Below are 14,915 nucleotides of genomic sequence, written 5' to 3'. Positions count from 1 at the left end.
AAATTACGCGTTGAATTTCTGGGCAGGAGTAACCATCCAAATCGCCTTTAATTCAACAGAGCCTGTATTCTCCAAAGTATGGGGAGAACCTGCGTTGAACGTGATACTGTCGCCTTCTTTTAAAGCAATTTCTTTGTTTCCGTAGTGAAGAATTCCTTCGCCTTGAACAACAAGCCCCATTTCTTTTCCAAGATGACCGTAGCTTCCGCGGTGAGTACGGCTTCCAACAGGAATATTTATCGTGTAGCTTTCAAATGAATTTTCACCATTGCCGGAAAATGGATCTGAAAGCTCTTCGTAAACAACATCCTCCTCGTTGATTTTACGGCGGTCTTCACGGTGAATCACAGAAACTGGACGGCGGCGGCTGTATTCTTCAAAAAGGAATTCAAGGCTTATATCCAAAGCATCGGCAATATCAAGCAATGTATCTATAGCAGGAGAAACTTTATTCCGCTCAATCTGGGAAACGAGACTTTCACTAACTTTTGCGTGCGCCGCCACAGCTTTTAATGTCAAATGCTTTCTTTCACGGACAGCTCTTAATTTTTCTCCAAACTGATATTGTCTTTTATTTTCGTCTTCGCTCATTTTTTTACCCGCAACATATTAAAGAAATTCAATTTTTTGCAAAAGTATCATTTTTCTGCTTTTCCTGATTTTTTTCCATTATAAAACGGATAAAGTGGTCTTCAAGCGTATTTTTCGGACCTTCAATATGAAGCCTTTGCCTTGCCCTTGCATTATCACGGCGAACTGTATACAAAAGATAAAAATCTCTATAGTCAAGGTTTATGTCTGTTTTTACACGCTCGCCAAGATATGAACTTACTTCATCACGTCCAATCGACTTTACGCCTTGATCACGCAAAATTCCTTTAAGACGCAAAATTTGCTCATAAGAAACTCCGAACAGGAATTCCTCCATTGCCTGTGCAACATCCGGTTCGCTAAGTTTTTCCTTTATAAATGCGCCCCACTGATCGTCCATCTGGAACGTAACCATCATAAGCTCACTCGTTCCCATCATGGAGCCAAAAGCGGGAGCAAGACGGCGGCGAGTAGACCAAACAGCCTGCAAAACAGGCGCAATATCAGAAATTGTCTGGTCGCTTCTGTGCTCCCAAAGGATTATAAGGGAATTGGCAAGTTCACGGCGCAAATCAATAGAAACAGACTTGTCTTTTATAAGGTTCATGTAGACATCTTCCGCCATAAGTGTAAACATCATGGAAACAGTTTCGTCATAATACTTCTTGACTTCTTTTTCATCCATTAGGGCGTAATTTTTTGCAAGCTTCGACATTGAAAAAAAAGTGTGTATTTTCGCCACAAGAAATCCTTTTCCTAGAATAGCTTTTGACGGCATGTGAAGAACAGTATCGCCTTCCTCTTGATACGAAATAATGCTTTCAACCAAAGCCATCGGCGTTCTTGTGGAAGTTGTTGTGTTCACCCGCTCAAGCAAAGACGGAAAGCGGGCAATCGCTTGAGCAAGACTTGTAACGTCATCAAGCCTTTCCTGAAGCCGTGCCAGTCTGTCTGGAGCAGTCTTTTCAAGCGCATCCTGAAGTTTTTTTATAAGTTTCTGCTGATAATCTGTAAAAACAATAATTCCAGTCTGAATAATTTCATTTTTAATATTTTCATCATTGTTAAAAAAATAAGAAATATCAACTTGAGAAAAATCTGAATTTTTAATTTTGTTTGTGTCCAAAATACCTTCGCCTTTATTTTTAAATTGGAACTATTTACGGCATAATTAAAATGCTAAACCTGTTCTTGAAAACTAAAATTTTTATAGACTATTATTATATCACACATTTTTCAATTTTCAACGTATAAATCCAAAACATTTTTGTAAAAATATTCTCTTCTTTTAGCATAAATAAATTTTACACTTCATCTCAAGGAAATACACTCCGATAATAAAATCATGAAAAAGCGCATTTTGTTCTTTACCATAATCTCACTAGGAATTGCCTTTGCACAGCAGACTCGGATTGTTGAACTGCCGCAAATGCAAATTCTGGCAAACGACATATCAGTAAAGGAAAGATTTTCAGATTCGGGCGAACGTGAAGGAGTTGATCTTTTTATAAGGAAGAAGCCTGCAATAAGCAGCGTAATGCTGGTTGAAACCACAAAAGATCCAAACGGAAAAGAGCCAAACTACGCTTACCGCGCCACAGAATGGAACGAAACAAACGGAAACGAAATCCGCTACTTGGACGGAAAAGAGCTTCATTCTGAATATTCAAAATACAGCCTGATTTCTTCAACTGTAGAAAATCATCCTGAGCTTGGACAAGCATTCCACATTTTTATTCCAAACACGATTTATTTTGGCTATCCTTGGTCGCGCAACGGTTCTGTTCAAATAGGGAAAGGTGTTTTTATAAATATCCGCACATTTGAAAAACCTTACGGCGACTACACTGGCAAATACATGGACAATCCGTTTATGTTCGACATAGGTAAAGCTCCAAAGGAAAAAGAGCCTACAAAAGCCGAAGCCGCGCTTGAAGAAATTCCAGAGCCAGAAGTAAATGAAGAGCCGCAAATAATTCCGCAGAAAGAAGAAAAGCCGATTTTAACAGACGACTACAATCCTTTGGCGGTAGAAAAATTTTCGCAGCTTGCAAATGAAGGCGGCGGATTTTTGTATTATTCCAAGCCGGAAAATCTTGTTCAGGACTTACTGGATTCCGTAGAAAGAATCACGCCGAAGACAAGAGCGGACATCGTGCTTGCAATAGACACAACCGGCAGCATGAAAGACGACATGGAAGTTCTTCGCAAAAAATGGATTCCAGAGTTTATCGAACAGGCAAAGGAATTTGAAGACTTAAGAATTGCGCTTTTGCTTTACAGGGATTACAACGACTCCTATAACCACAAAGGACTTCCTGTAAAATTCTTTGACTTTACAAGAGAGCCTGAAAAAATCAAAAAGCAATTGGATTCCGTCATAATCCACGGAAACGAAGGCGGCGACATTCCAGAAGCTGTGCATGAAGCTCTTTTTGCTTCAATAAATTTCTATGAATGGAGAAATGACGCGCAAAGAAAAATCATTCTTCTTGGAGACGCTGAACCGCATCCAAAGCCAAGAGGTCCAAGAAAAATAACGCAGGAAAAAGTAATGCAGCTTGCAAGTGAAAAAGGAATCACGCTCGACTGCATTATCGTTCCTGATGAAAAAGGAAAATCCGCGGATTAATTGCGTTTTCTGTTTTGAATTTTTTCAAAGTCTTTCTGGACAAGTTTTCTGTATGCGCCGGGAAACTGTCCAGGCTGGCTTGCATTATAAATTTCAAGAATTTCATTTATGATTGGCTCTGCCTTGCTGTATTTTTTCTGCTTAACATAAATATGCGCAATTTCGTAGCGGCCTTCTATATAAATGGCAGTGTTCATTCCGTAACGCTGCAAAAGAATTTCATAATACTGCAAAGATTTTTTTGTGCTCCCCTTGTCCAATGCAGTCTGTGCAAGCTGAATTATTTCAAGACTTGAAGCATTGTCTGGAACTTCAACCTTTGTTGACACGCATGAAAAAAAGCAAACTGAAGCAAAAGCAACTAAAAAGTTAAAAACAATTTTTTTCATAAATATTGAATCTTTCATTCCTAAAGTATATCATTTCAGCACTTGATGCACAATCTAAGTTTTTATTCTATATATCCTATAAAAAAAACTAACTTTATAAAGTTACATCAAAAAGAGGCGTCTTATGGCATACAAAATCTTTATCGACGGAAAAGAAGGAACTACAGGCTTAAAAATTTTTGAACGTTTTGAAAACAGAAAAGACATTGAAATCCTGCTTATCGATGAAGACAAACGCAAAGACTCTGCAGAACGCGCAAAGTTTATCAACGAGTCTGATTTTACATTTTTATGCCTTCCGGATGCCGCCAGCATAGAAGCCGTAAGTCTTTGCACAAATCCAAAGACAAAAATCATAGACGCTTCTACAGCGCACCGTATAAACCCTGACTGGGCTTATGGATTTCCTGAGCTTTCCCCTGCGCACCGTGAAAAAATTATAAATTCAAGCAGAGTCGCAGCGCCTGGTTGCTATGCTTCAGGATTCGCCTCAATTTGCTTTCCGCTTGTAAAACATGGAATAATTTCTGCGGATTATCCGATTGTCTGCCATGCGGTTTCTGGATATTCAGGAGCCGGAAAAAAAGCAATCGCGCAATACGAAGATTCAAACCGCAATCCAGAGCTAAAAAGTCCGCGCCTTTATGCCCTCACACAGGAACACAAGCACTTGCCAGAAATGCAAAAGGTAAGCGGCTTAAATTACAAGCCAATTTTCAATCCTTATGTATGCGATTATTTTCAGGGAATGACAGTTACAATTTCGCTTTATTCAAGGCTTTTGGAAAAGAAAATGAGCGCAAAAGAAATCTGCGAAACATTCAAGGAGCATTACAAGGGCTGCCATTTTGTAAAAACCGCGGATTTTCTTGGTGAAGGAATTTTGCAGGACAATTTTATCGCGGCAAACACATTGTCAGGAACAAACAATATGCAGATTTTTGTCTGCGGAAACGACGAGCGAATTACAATAACGAGCCGTTTTGACAACCTCGGAAAAGGCGCAAGCGGAGCGGCTGTCCAGTGCATGAACATAATGATGGGTATTGACGAAGCGACTGGTCTTTAAAAAGAAAAATTTCCTGTGCATATTCTGTAACGCGCGTTATTTTCTTTGTCAATCAATTAAACCAAACTGATTATATTTTTCAGCCGCGCCATTTCTGTAGGAAGATTCGCACAAAGGAAAATAAAAAAGTGAAAGCACACAATTGGAAACAATGTCAAACAAAGCGTTGTCTGTATCACAAGAAAGATTGTTGTTTAATGCGCCAATTGCAGTACAGCCGACCGCGCCCATAAAAGAAGCCCAACTCATGTTCCGGCAAAAATCAGCTTTTTCTGACAAAAACTTAGCTTCTTCAATAATGCGCAAGGAAGCGTCAAGGTCTGTTTTGATTTCTGCATTTTTTCCGCCAGCAAACTGAAATTTGTCCAAAGAAAAAAGTCCATCATGCTGAACCATTTTTTGAAAAACTGACTGAGTAGAAAAAACAATTCCGCAGTTTTCATTTTCCTGCACAAAAACAGAAAAGCAAAGAAGCAAAATAAAACCTAAAAGAAACTTTCTCATAAAAATACTCCTTATCCATATTATAACAATATGTTATTCTTCTTGTCAACAAAATTTCATTCTGTTATATTTTCAACGTAATTTGCTATCCTTTTATTATATTCTTCAACATAATCATTGTAATTTTGCAGGGATTTTTTTTCGTAATGGGCAGAAATGCGATTTGTTGCAACTGCTCCCAAAAAGAAAATTGCGTCAGGAATTCCAAATGCGCCAAGTTCTTTTGTGCTGTCCGCATCAATACATCCTACGGAAAGTCCGCCTGCAGTCGCGGCATTCACAACAGTTGCCCAGTACCAGAATTTTTCCTTTTTTATGACTGATTTGTTTTCTGAAATTCCGCCGATTAGTTTCATGGCTTCCTCTTCTGAAATTTCTGTCCTATCTGAAAAGTTATATTTAGAGAAAAACGGAAAACTCTTTTCACGCACAATTTTCTGCTTGGGTTCCGGCAATTTTTTTCTGGAACTTCCAAAAGACACTAAAACTTTTTCTTCATAAGGCTGTGAAAAATCAGAATCATCCGCAAAAGAAAAAACGAAGGCAAACAGAATTAAAATCAAAAACAAAAGCTTTTTCATAAAAACAAACATTTTATTGTCATTCCCATGCCACGACATGGGAATCTGTTGTAGAACTCCATTAGATTATCGGGGTCGAGCCTGATAATGACATTAAATTATAACCGTTTTTGCAAAGCCTGGCTATTTCATTTTTGAAAAACAAATGAAAGAAGTTTGAAAATTCAATTTTCATAGAACGGCAAAAACTGTATAATAAAAATCGATATGTTTGAAGTTAGAGTTACTGCTGATTTTAGCGCGGCGCATTTTTTAAGAGACTACAACGGAAAATGCGAAAATCTTCACGGACACAATTACAAAGTTTATGCGCACGTCCGCGGAACAGAACTTGATAGAGGTGGAATGCTTTTGGATTTTACAAAGCTGAAAAAAACTCTACGTGAAGTTTGCGGCAAAATTGACCATACAAATTTAAACGACATAGAATTCTTTGAGCAAAATCCAAGCGCAGAAAGAATCGCCGTTTACATATACAATCATATCATAGAAGGAATTCCTTTGCTAAAAAAAACAGACGGAAAAAAAGCATGGCTTTATGCAATCGATGTTTTTGAAACAGAAACAAGCCGCGCGCGATACATTGCTGAATAATTTTTTATCGGAGAACAAAATGCTTACAAGAAAAACAAAAATCGTATGCTCAATCGGACCTGCCTGCGACAACGATGACACAATCCGCGAAATGATAAAAGCAGGAATGAACATAGCCAGATTCAACTTTTCGCACGGAACTTATGACTGGCACAAGCAAGCAATGGACAGGGTTCGCAGAGTTTCTGCAGAAATAGATGTACCTGTTGCAATTCTTTTGGACACAAAAGGTCCCGAAATCCGCACTGGACTTATAGACGGCACAAACAACATCAATCTTTCCGCAGGTGAAACCGTAATTGTTACAACAGACGACTGCACTTGCGTAAATGCTTCGGAAGGTAAGCCGTGCAGAATTTCAATTTCATGGAAAGAAGCCACAAAAAAAGTTTCATCGGGAATAAAAATCTTAATAGCCGATGGACTGATTGAACTTGTTGTTCAGAAAGTTGAAGGCGAAGAAATTATATGCAAGGCTTCAAACGCCGGAACTTTTGGAAGCAGAAAAAATGTAAACTTAATCGGAGTTCATGCCGGGCTTCCAATCATGTCAGACAAAGACAAGGAAGATTTAAAGTTCGGGGCAACACAGGACATTGATTTTGTTGCGGCGAGCTTTGTAAGTTTCCCGGAAGAAGTTGTACAGATTAAAGAATACTTAAAATCTGTAGGCGCAAAAGCCCGTGTCATTGCAAAAATCGAAAATGAAGAAGGCTTAAACAACATTGAAAAAATCACACGCGAGGCAGATGGAATAATGGTTGCGCGCGGAGATTTGGGAGTCCAGCTTCCTACAGAAAGAATTCCGCTCGCGCAAAAAGCCATTATAAGATGCTGCCATACCGCCGGAAAACCTGTAATCACGGCAACGCAAATGCTCGATTCAATGATTGTAAATCCGCGGCCTACAAGAGCAGAGCTTACTGATGTTGCAAACGCAATTTTTGACGGAACAGATGCGCTCATGCTTTCCGGGGAAACTGCTGGCGGAAAATATCCAGTTGAATCTGTAAAGACAATGGCGCTGATTGCCCGCACAACAGAAGATTCTCTTGAATACAAAGAGCACATGAGAAAAATAGATTCCGACTATGTTCCCGGAACAGAAGTAGGACACATGGTTGCACACAGCGCATACAAACTTTCAAAGAACATAAAGGCAAAAGCAATAATAATTCCGACACTGCATGGAAACACTGCAAGAATGATTGGAAGTTTTCGTCCAGAGCAAATTGTAATTGCTGTAACTCCAAATAAAAAAGTTCAGCGTCAGCTTATGATTCAGTGGGGTGTAACTCCGGTTCTTTGCAGAATCGCAGGAGATTCAGACATGATGATTCAGAATGCTGTAAAACTTGCAATTGAAAACAACCTCGTAAAACTTTCAGACAGAGTTGTTGTGTGCGCAGGAATTCCGCTTTCAAGTCCGCTTATGGTAAACACAATCCGAGTACTTGTTGTTGGAAACATAATTGCAAGAGGAACTTCATTCGGATTCTGCAACAGTGAAAAACAAAAAATCTGCGGAAGAATAATCCACGCAGAAGACATTGTTGAAATCCGCGACACTGTAAAACTGAACCACAAAACAATTCTTGTTTGCGAAAGAATAACAGAAGACCTCATTCCGGTATTAAGAATTATAGACGGAGTTATTTCAGAATCCGGAAGCGACTTGCAAGAGGAAAACCTGAAACTTGTAAATCCGAACCTTGTCTATATACAGAATGTTCCCGACGCCTGCAAAATTCTTGAGGACAATCTCTCTGTTTCCATAGACGGAGAGCAGGGACTTATTTACGAGGGAGCAATCTGCTAAAGTAAAAGTTAAACAAGCCTTACAGGGATTCCTTCTTTGGAAAGCTCATTCTTTATAGAAGAAACTGTGTACGCTCCTGAATGAACCATTGAGGCAATCAGGGCAGCGTCAGCCTTTCCTTTTGTAAGAACGTCCGCAAGATGAGAAGGAGTTCCACCGCCGCCACTTGCAATTACAGGAACCGGCACAGACTCCGCAATCATTTTTGTAAGATTCAGTTCATAGCCTTCTTTTGTTCCATCGGCATCAATTGAATTTAAAACTATTTCGCCAGCACCAAGCTCAACAGCTTTCTGTGCCCATTCCCTTGCATCAAGCTCTGTCTTTATTCGTCCGCCGTTAATATAAACTCTGTAGCCGCTTGGCATTTGAGAATCTTTTGCAGCGTCCATTCCAAGAACAATGCACTGATTTCCAAAAACGCGTGCACCCTGCTTTATAAGCTCCGGATTTTTTACAGCCTGAGAATTAAGCGAAACCTTTTCAGCTCCGGCAAGAATTGTAGAGCGTATGTCGTCAAGAGTTCCGATTCCACCTCCAACACAAAATGGAATAAAAACTTGAGAAGCGACTCTTGCAATCAAATCAAGAATAGGACCTCTTCCGCGCGCACTTGCCATTATGTCGTAAAATACAAGCTCGTCCACACCCTGGCGGTAATATTCAGCAGCCATTTCCACAGGGTCGCCAATGTCGATGTTGTTCTGAAATTTTATTCCTTTTGTTGTGCGTCCATCTTTTACATCAAGGCAGATTATAATTCGTTTCTTCAACATTTTAAAATTTCTCCTTTGCAGAAAGATCAGAAGAGACAAAATTTCTCAAGATTCCAAGTCCGGGCTTTCCTGATTTTTCCGGATGAAACTGAAAAACCGCGATGTTGTCTTTTTCAACTATTGCAGGAACTTTTATTCCGTAGTCCGCATAGCCTTTTATTATAGAAGAATCTTCCGGCTGAATCACATAGGAATGTACAAAATAAAAATCCGAATCAGGCGCAACTCCATTTAACAGAGAAGAGCCTCCGTTTGCAAACGAAACATTGTTCCATCCTATATGCGGAACTTTTAAACTTGTGTCAAAGCCTTTATCCTTTAAAGATGAAAAACGCCTTATGCTTCCTTTTAAAAGTCCAAGGCATTCTGTATCTCCTTCCTCGCTGTAGTCAAACACAATTTGAGAGCCAAGGCAAATTCCTAAAATCGGTTTACCAGATTCCGCCCAGTCTTTCAAAAAAGAATCAAAGCCTGTCAACTTAAGCTGCTGCATCGCATAAGCCGCATCTCCTACTCCGGGAAAAATCACACGGTCAACATTTTTTAACTCGCAAGGATTTCCAGAAAGAACATAAGGAGCATCAAGGTATTCAAGCGCATGCTCCACGCTTTTTATATTTCCTGCATTGTAATCTATGATTCCAGTCATTTTTTGCTCCAACAAAAGATTGAATGTTTCAAGTAAGTTTATATTAAAAACTGCCGATAAATTCAATATGGACATTACGGCTCTTGTCAATCTTTGCATTTCAGTTTTAAAAGATATACGCGTTATCACAGCTGCAATTCTTACAATTTTTTTTATATCGCTCGGAAATTACGTTGTAAAATACAGAAAACGTCCGCCTAAACCAAAGAAGAAAAAATCCGCACAAAAACCTGCCGCTGCAGCCACACCAGCTCCAAAACCAGAAGAAAAGCCAAAGCAGGAATAGTAAAATTTTCCATATCAAGTCCTTCAATTGAAAGAAGCCCCTAAAAATGTTATTATTTTGAATAATAAAATGGTTGGGGATACATAAATGAAATTTTTTAGCACACGTGATGCCCGGAATATCGTAGGATTTAAACAGGCAGTTTTGGACTGCATTCCTTCTGACGGCGGGCTTTACGTTCCAGACGACACAGACGATTTGCGCCGCTGGATTTATTATACAAATGAAAAAACAACATTCGCTTCTCTTGCAGGCGCGCTTACTTCCGCAATGATAAATGATGAATTCAGCCCTGTAATCTGCGAAGCAATTGCAACACACGCATTTCCAAAAGATCCAGTTTTCAGACAGCTGGACAAAAATCTTTTTATTCTTGAGCTTTATCACGGCGCAACTGGAACTTTCAAGGACTTCGGAGTTTCTTATTTAACTTCCGCATTGGAAACGATTCTACAGATGGACGGAAAAAAAGCCATTCTGCTCGATGCGACTACAGGCGAACTTGGAGCGTGCATGGCAAAAGCTATCGGCGGAAAAAAACTTCTAAAGTCTGTTCTTCTTGCTCCAAAAGGAAAGCTACGCGGAATCGATGAAAAAAGCTTTGTTTGGAACGGCGGAAATATTTATCCGATTGAAATAGACGGAACAGAACAAGACTGCCACAAAATCATAAGAGAAATTTTTTCAGACAAACAGCTTGTAAAAAAACTCAGCCTGACTGTAGCAAATACGGCAAACATCGGCCGGCTTTTACCGCAGTCATTTTTCTACACATTCGCATTTTCAAGACTCAAAGAAATTACAAACGGAGATATTTTTTATGCCGTTCCTGCTGGCAACTATGGAAATCTTGTTTCGGGACTTTACGGCTGGAGAATGGCTCTTCCTGTAAACGGATTCATCGTTCCTTCAACACCGGAACTTACCCTTGATGCCGGCGGAAACTGCATGGTTATGAACAGCATGATTCCGCTTGAAAAACGCACAGCTGCAGATCCGGCTTCACCTTCAAACATAGAAAGACTTGAACAGATTTTCAAGGCAAATTCACTTATGCTTAGAAGTTTTGTCTATCCTGCGGCAGTTTCAGAAAAGGAAATTGAAGCAGCCTGCAAAAAACTTTTTATGCAATACAAAGTCTATGCAGACCACGACACAGCGGCGGCTTATGCGGCAGTTCTAAAAAGAAACGATGTTGCAGCGGAAGAAGACGGAGCTGTTGTTCTTGTTGCAAGAGACTCGCCTGCGCTTAGCAAAGATTTTCTTATGCACAACTTAGGAGAATCTCCTGCAATGCCGAACAATATCACCGAAGCATTTAAGCCTGTCAAACTTGACAAAGCTCCAATTGCCCCGGAGGATACAGATTCAGTTATTTCGATTTTGAACTCTTTGAATCTTTTTTAGTTTTTTTAGCAGCCGGCTTTTTAGCATCAGTTTTTTCCACGGAAGATTTTTTTGCTTTTGCCTTCTCTGTTTTTGGAGCTGGCATCTTCACGGGCTTTACGGCTTCTGTAAACTGCTCGCACTTGTATTCAGCAAGTTCCTTTGAAGCAAACAAAGTTCTGTAAAGCCTGAAAATCTGCTCGCGAAGGATTCTTTTGCTTGTCATGCAGTTGGAAGCAAACGCATACCAAAGTGTGGCATCCATTTTTTCCTTGTTGAACCAGCGAACTCCGTTGTATTCATTTGCACCAGTAAGAACAAATGAATTTTCAGAATCCACAAGCGATTTTGCCACAGTGTATGTCGACTTTACAAATCCAGAAGTTCCAAAGTTCAGGCTGCTTATCTTCATGCTTTCAAAAATGCGGATAAAGTTGTTTCTCATTTCTGAATTGAAGAAGCCTGCGCTTTCGATTATCTCGGAAAGTTTGCGGCTGTAGCCCCACTTCTTGCAGTTTTCACCGCCAGCGGAAGCAACTGCTGCAAAGGCGCATAGAATTTCCGCACTGAATTCATTCGACTTGATTCCAGAAGAAATCTCAAGCTCAAGGTTGTTTGCTGAATCTTCATCTTCCGGCGCAGAATAAGCCTCATACAAATATTCAACGCACTTCTCAAATGCCCTGAATTTCTGCTCAGGCTCAAGAGATGATTCAGATTTCTTTGACTTTGCTTTTTTCTTGTAATTTTCAGACGCAAGTTTTTCTTCTTCAAGCGCAAACTCGTTTTCTTTTTCGTAATAAGCAAGAGCAGCTTCTTTTGCAGACTTTAGAACTTTTTTGAGCGACGTTGGCTCTTTGTTTTCAAGCTTGAATTCTTTTGAAGAATCGCTAGAGAACAAGGCGTGAATATCCTGCATAAACTCTTTTGTAACGAAATTTTTAAGAGCGGCAAACAAATCCTTGTAGCGGAATTCCTGCCATGCAATTTCAAGATCAGGAACACCAGAACCGTTCAAAAGCTCATTAAGTTTAAAGTATTTTCCGTCCGTGCCGTCAACAACTTGCTGAACATCAAGATAAACCTGATATTCAAAGCCGTTAAGAGCAACGAACATTCCGTTGTTAATCAAGTCATCGCTTCTGCGCACAAACCAAAGTCCGCTTCTATGCTCACGGAAAATCACATAGTGATTATAGCCATAAGTGAATCCCATGCTTTCAGCCAAAGACTTTGAAACCATCACTTTGTCATTTTCGTCAGACCCAGTTTTTACAGCGTACTCGCATGACTGCTTTATCCAGCCCTGGGCGCGTTCATACTTGTTATTATAGAAAACAATTGTGCGCTCGTTGCCTACGACATTTGAGTAAGCAAAAATATTTTCGTTTACAGTTCCATTATTCCAGACATCATAGAACAAAAAGTTTTCAACAGGCGCAAAAAGATAACGCTTGTGCATTAGAGGGAAAATATCATGCCAATGGCGATTCATCAAATCCTGATCAACCTTCTCATCTTTGTAGGCCTTGGTGTATTCCATTCCATATTTTTCTTCAAATCCTTCAAGCTGACCGTGTCCGAACATAGGAAGTCCAGGCATCGTAATCATCAGTGTGCAGACTCCAAAATACTTGTCGCCTTTTCCGAATTGAGCCACAGCTGTTTCTTCGTCCGGGTTGTTCATAAAGTTTACAAAACGCTTTAGAATCTGCGGATCAAATTTTATTGTATTTTTTACAGTGTCGCGGTACTTCTGATTTTCTTCCTTTTTGAGCATATTCATAAAGGCGGAATTATAAACACGGTGCATTCCAAGAGTACGTGTAAAATATCCTTCCATCATCCAGAAAGCTTCAGCAAGCAAAAGTGTGTCAGGCATTTCCTGAGCGCAACGGTCAACAACTTCGCGCCAGAATTCATTTGGAATGCGTTTTTCAAATTCTGCGGAAGTCAAAGCATAACGGCTGCGGCTTGCAATGTCTCCTCCGTGTCCTGGCTCAGGATACCAAAGGCGGCGGATATGTTTTTTTGCAAGAACCATTGCGGCATCAAACCTGATAATCGGGAAGTTCCGGGCAACTTTTAAAATCTGCTGCATAACGGCTTCGCGCGCGACTGGATTCAGAAAGTCAATTTGGGCTGTGTCATTCCAAGGCATTCCAGTTCCATCGTTTCCGTGGTAAATGTAAGTTACATCGCCTGTCGCATTGTCTACACGCTTAAAGCAAACCGCGCAGTCGCTTTTTGAATAGTAATGGTCTTCAAGATAAATTGAAACACGGCCATCGCGACTCAAGTTTTCTCCATTGAAAGTGTAACCTGGGAATGGACATTCCTTTGTTGTTATAAAATAATCAGGATGTTCCGTAACCCAAGTTCCGTCCATTCCAGTGTGGTTTGGAACCATGTCGCTTGCAAGGCGGATTCCGCGGATCCAACATCTGTAGCGAAGATTTTCCAAAGCCTGCCATCCGCCAAGATTTCCTGCAATTTCATAGTCGAGCAAAGAATATGCTGAAGCGGCCGCCTCTGGATTTCCGTTTATCTGCTTGATTCTTTTTGAAGCATAACTGCGCTCCCAAAGTCCAATAAGCCAAAGCCCCGTAAACCCCTCATCGCGCAAAGCATCAAGTTCTTCATCTGGAATCTGGTCAAGGCGTGAAATATCGCGGTTATATTTTTTAGAAAGCTGATAAAGCCATACAAGAACAGTCTTTGCCATCAAAACAACTTTCGGCATCCATTCACGGTCAGGACTGAACCTCTCGTATTCTTTCATCAGATTTTCTTCATCATAAGTGTAGGCTTCCATGGAAACTTCGCCGCCGTTTGTAGGATGCCAGGCAGCTTTTTCTTCCTCGGAAATTGTATCGATTCCCTCAAGAAGACGACGAATCCATTCGCCAAGAACATCACTCCAATAAGTGCGTATATAATCCAACTGGCCTTTTAAAGAAGTCGGAGAAGCAACAACAGGCTCTTTAAGCATATTTATAAGCGAATTGTTCTTAGGACCAAATACAGGCTGAGTCAAAAAGAATGCCTTAATCTGATTCCAAGTTTTAATGTAGTCAGCGTTGACAACAAGATTTGAATCGTCAAACAAAATTGCAAACGGATGAAACGCCGGATTTTCATTTGCAAGATGAAGCATCACAAGTTCCTCCAAAACCTGCTCGCGGTTTGAGCGTTTCATTTTTGTGCCGGCATCAATACAGTTCTGCTCTAAAAACTCTTCCGCAGAAATTTCCTTTTTAAATACATTAACAGGAGGAAACTCTTCCATGAACTGCAAAAGCAATTTGTCAATTTTTACTTTTGAAAAATTTCTGTCCAAGTCAGAAAGAAGATTTTTAAAGCAATCCGGAGCTTTGTCTCTTCTATAAATCATGCAGACGTAATGAAAAATTTCATCGATAAGTCCCATTGCGTTCAAAGAACCTGCTGAAACTTTTTTTTCACTTTGACCGCGTTTATCAAAAAGCCCGTTCAGTTTTGTCTGAAATTTATGCACAGCCTTGAAGTTTGCAAAAATAACATTTCCGGCAGAAGAAAAAAGCGAATCTTCAAAATCGCATTCTTCTCTTACTTTCCGGCTGATGTGAAATTCATTGTAAGAAATCTTCATATTTAACT

Annotated in this window: 14 protein-coding genes; 6 read left to right on the top strand and 8 right to left on the bottom strand. The window is 40.0% G+C overall.

Translation table 11 applies throughout. The features are described 5' to 3' along the window. Positions 1 to 3: 3 nt before the first annotated feature. Positions 4 to 591 carry a helix-turn-helix domain-containing protein gene (locus tag TRESU_RS02555; protein WP_013700754.1) on the bottom strand — a complete coding sequence of 196 codons (588 nt, stop codon included), beginning with the start codon at positions 589 to 591 and terminating at the stop codon, positions 4 to 6. 28 nt (positions 592 to 619) lie between these two features. Next, positions 620 to 1,717: a hypothetical protein gene (locus tag TRESU_RS02550; RefSeq protein WP_013700753.1), complete on the bottom strand. Its 1,098-nt coding sequence runs from the start codon at positions 1,715 to 1,717 to the stop codon at positions 620 to 622. Positions 1,718 to 1,936: 219 nt separating this feature from the next. Between TRESU_RS02550 and TRESU_RS02545 the strand changes: the two genes are divergently transcribed. Continuing rightward, a complete protein-coding gene (locus tag TRESU_RS02545) occupies positions 1,937 to 3,223 on the top strand; it encodes a vWA domain-containing protein (RefSeq protein ID WP_013700752.1) in 1,287 nt (428 codons plus the stop codon). Here TRESU_RS02545 and TRESU_RS02540 read toward each other — a convergent pair. Continuing rightward, entirely contained in the window at positions 3,220 to 3,630 is a 411-nt protein-coding gene (locus tag TRESU_RS02540) for an outer membrane protein assembly factor BamD (protein WP_013700751.1), read from the bottom strand. The two genes, TRESU_RS02545 and TRESU_RS02540, sit on opposite strands and share 4 nt — an antisense overlap. Positions 3,631 to 3,736: 106 nt before the next feature. On the opposite strand from TRESU_RS02540, the gene argC reads away from it, so the two are divergent. Next, the gene (gene argC / locus TRESU_RS02535; RefSeq protein ID WP_013700750.1) at positions 3,737 to 4,681 is read left to right on the top strand and encodes an N-acetyl-gamma-glutamyl-phosphate reductase; all 945 of its coding nucleotides are present in this window, start codon (positions 3,737 to 3,739) and stop codon (positions 4,679 to 4,681) included. A gap of 48 nt (positions 4,682 to 4,729) precedes the next feature. Here the strand turns inward: argC and TRESU_RS02530 are convergent, their stop codons facing one another. Beyond that, positions 4,730 to 5,185, bottom strand: coding sequence for a hypothetical protein (locus TRESU_RS02530; RefSeq protein WP_013700749.1), 456 nt, complete (start codon positions 5,183 to 5,185; stop codon positions 4,730 to 4,732). A gap of 56 nt (positions 5,186 to 5,241) precedes the next feature. Continuing rightward, on the bottom strand, positions 5,242 to 5,766 hold the full coding sequence (locus TRESU_RS02525; RefSeq protein ID WP_148228240.1) for a hypothetical protein: 525 nt from the start codon (positions 5,764 to 5,766) through the stop codon (positions 5,242 to 5,244). 207 nt (positions 5,767 to 5,973) lie between these two features. Here TRESU_RS02525 and queD point away from each other — a divergent pair, with 207 nt between their 5' ends. Beyond that, positions 5,974 to 6,360 (top strand): 6-carboxytetrahydropterin synthase QueD, encoded by a 387-nt coding sequence (gene queD, locus TRESU_RS02520; RefSeq protein ID WP_013700748.1) that lies wholly within the window; start codon positions 5,974 to 5,976, stop codon positions 6,358 to 6,360. A 19-nt stretch (positions 6,361 to 6,379) separates the two neighbouring features. Then, the gene (gene pyk / locus TRESU_RS02515; protein WP_013700747.1) at positions 6,380 to 8,179 is read left to right on the top strand and encodes a pyruvate kinase; all 1,800 of its coding nucleotides are present in this window, start codon (positions 6,380 to 6,382) and stop codon (positions 8,177 to 8,179) included. 8 nt (positions 8,180 to 8,187) lie between these two features. Here pyk and hisF read toward each other — a convergent pair whose 3' ends face one another. Next, the gene (gene hisF, locus TRESU_RS02510) at positions 8,188 to 8,955 is read right to left on the bottom strand and encodes an imidazole glycerol phosphate synthase subunit HisF (RefSeq protein ID WP_013700746.1); all 768 of its coding nucleotides are present in this window, start codon (positions 8,953 to 8,955) and stop codon (positions 8,188 to 8,190) included. A 1-nt stretch (position 8,956) separates the two neighbouring features. Continuing rightward, a complete protein-coding gene (hisH, locus tag TRESU_RS02505) occupies positions 8,957 to 9,604 on the bottom strand; it encodes an imidazole glycerol phosphate synthase subunit HisH (protein ID WP_013700745.1) in 648 nt (215 codons plus the stop codon). Between the two features lie 67 nt (positions 9,605 to 9,671). Between hisH and TRESU_RS02500 the strand changes: the two genes are divergently transcribed. Both TRESU_RS02500 and TRESU_RS02495 read left to right on the top strand, forming a co-directional pair. Then, complete coding sequence (locus tag TRESU_RS02500; RefSeq protein WP_013700744.1) at positions 9,672 to 9,890, top strand: hypothetical protein; 219 nt, start codon at positions 9,672 to 9,674, stop codon at positions 9,888 to 9,890. Positions 9,891 to 9,977: 87 nt separating this feature from the next. Continuing rightward, complete coding sequence (locus TRESU_RS02495) at positions 9,978 to 11,297, top strand: pyridoxal-phosphate dependent enzyme (RefSeq protein WP_013700743.1); 1,320 nt, start codon at positions 9,978 to 9,980, stop codon at positions 11,295 to 11,297. On the opposite strand, the gene TRESU_RS02490 is transcribed toward TRESU_RS02495, so the two are convergent. Next, entirely contained in the window at positions 11,263 to 14,907 is a 3,645-nt protein-coding gene (locus TRESU_RS02490) for an alpha-amylase family protein (RefSeq protein WP_013700742.1), read from the bottom strand. The genes TRESU_RS02495 and TRESU_RS02490 overlap by 35 nt on opposite strands. Positions 14,908 to 14,915 lie beyond the last annotated feature (8 nt).

Origin of the sequence: Treponema succinifaciens DSM 2489 (genome assembly GCF_000195275.1) — a bacterium.
Taxonomy (GTDB): Bacteria; Spirochaetota; Spirochaetia; order Treponematales; family Treponemataceae; genus Treponema_D; species Treponema_D succinifaciens.
The sequence above is the reverse complement of the archived record's forward strand: the minus strand, read 5'-3'. Positions and strand labels throughout refer to the sequence as shown.

What these genes read in the sequence shown, in the direction of transcription:
- TRESU_RS02555 (WP_013700754.1), bottom strand. Translation starts at nt 591, where the DNA reads ATGAGCGAAGACGAAAATAAAAGACAATATCAGTTTGGAGAAAAATTA.
- TRESU_RS02545 (WP_013700752.1), top strand. Translation starts at nt 1,937, where the DNA reads ATGAAAAAGCGCATTTTGTTCTTTACCATAATCTCACTAGGAATTGCC.
- TRESU_RS02540 (WP_013700751.1), bottom strand. Translation starts at nt 3,630, where the DNA reads ATGAAAGATTCAATATTTATGAAAAAAATTGTTTTTAACTTTTTAGTT.
- argC (WP_013700750.1), top strand. Translation starts at nt 3,737, where the DNA reads ATGGCATACAAAATCTTTATCGACGGAAAAGAAGGAACTACAGGCTTA.
- TRESU_RS02530 (WP_013700749.1), bottom strand. Translation starts at nt 5,185, where the DNA reads ATGAGAAAGTTTCTTTTAGGTTTTATTTTGCTTCTTTGCTTTTCTGTT.
- TRESU_RS02525 (WP_148228240.1), bottom strand. Translation starts at nt 5,766, where the DNA reads ATGAAAAAGCTTTTGTTTTTGATTTTAATTCTGTTTGCCTTCGTTTTT.
- queD (WP_013700748.1), top strand. Translation starts at nt 5,974, where the DNA reads ATGTTTGAAGTTAGAGTTACTGCTGATTTTAGCGCGGCGCATTTTTTA.
- pyk (WP_013700747.1), top strand. Translation starts at nt 6,380, where the DNA reads ATGCTTACAAGAAAAACAAAAATCGTATGCTCAATCGGACCTGCCTGC.
- hisF (WP_013700746.1), bottom strand. Translation starts at nt 8,955, where the DNA reads ATGTTGAAGAAACGAATTATAATCTGCCTTGATGTAAAAGATGGACGC.
- hisH (WP_013700745.1), bottom strand. Translation starts at nt 9,604, where the DNA reads ATGACTGGAATCATAGATTACAATGCAGGAAATATAAAAAGCGTGGAG.
- TRESU_RS02500 (WP_013700744.1), top strand. Translation starts at nt 9,672, where the DNA reads ATGGACATTACGGCTCTTGTCAATCTTTGCATTTCAGTTTTAAAAGAT.
- TRESU_RS02495 (WP_013700743.1), top strand. Translation starts at nt 9,978, where the DNA reads ATGAAATTTTTTAGCACACGTGATGCCCGGAATATCGTAGGATTTAAA.
- TRESU_RS02490 (WP_013700742.1), bottom strand. Translation starts at nt 14,907, where the DNA reads ATGAAGATTTCTTACAATGAATTTCACATCAGCCGGAAAGTAAGAGAA.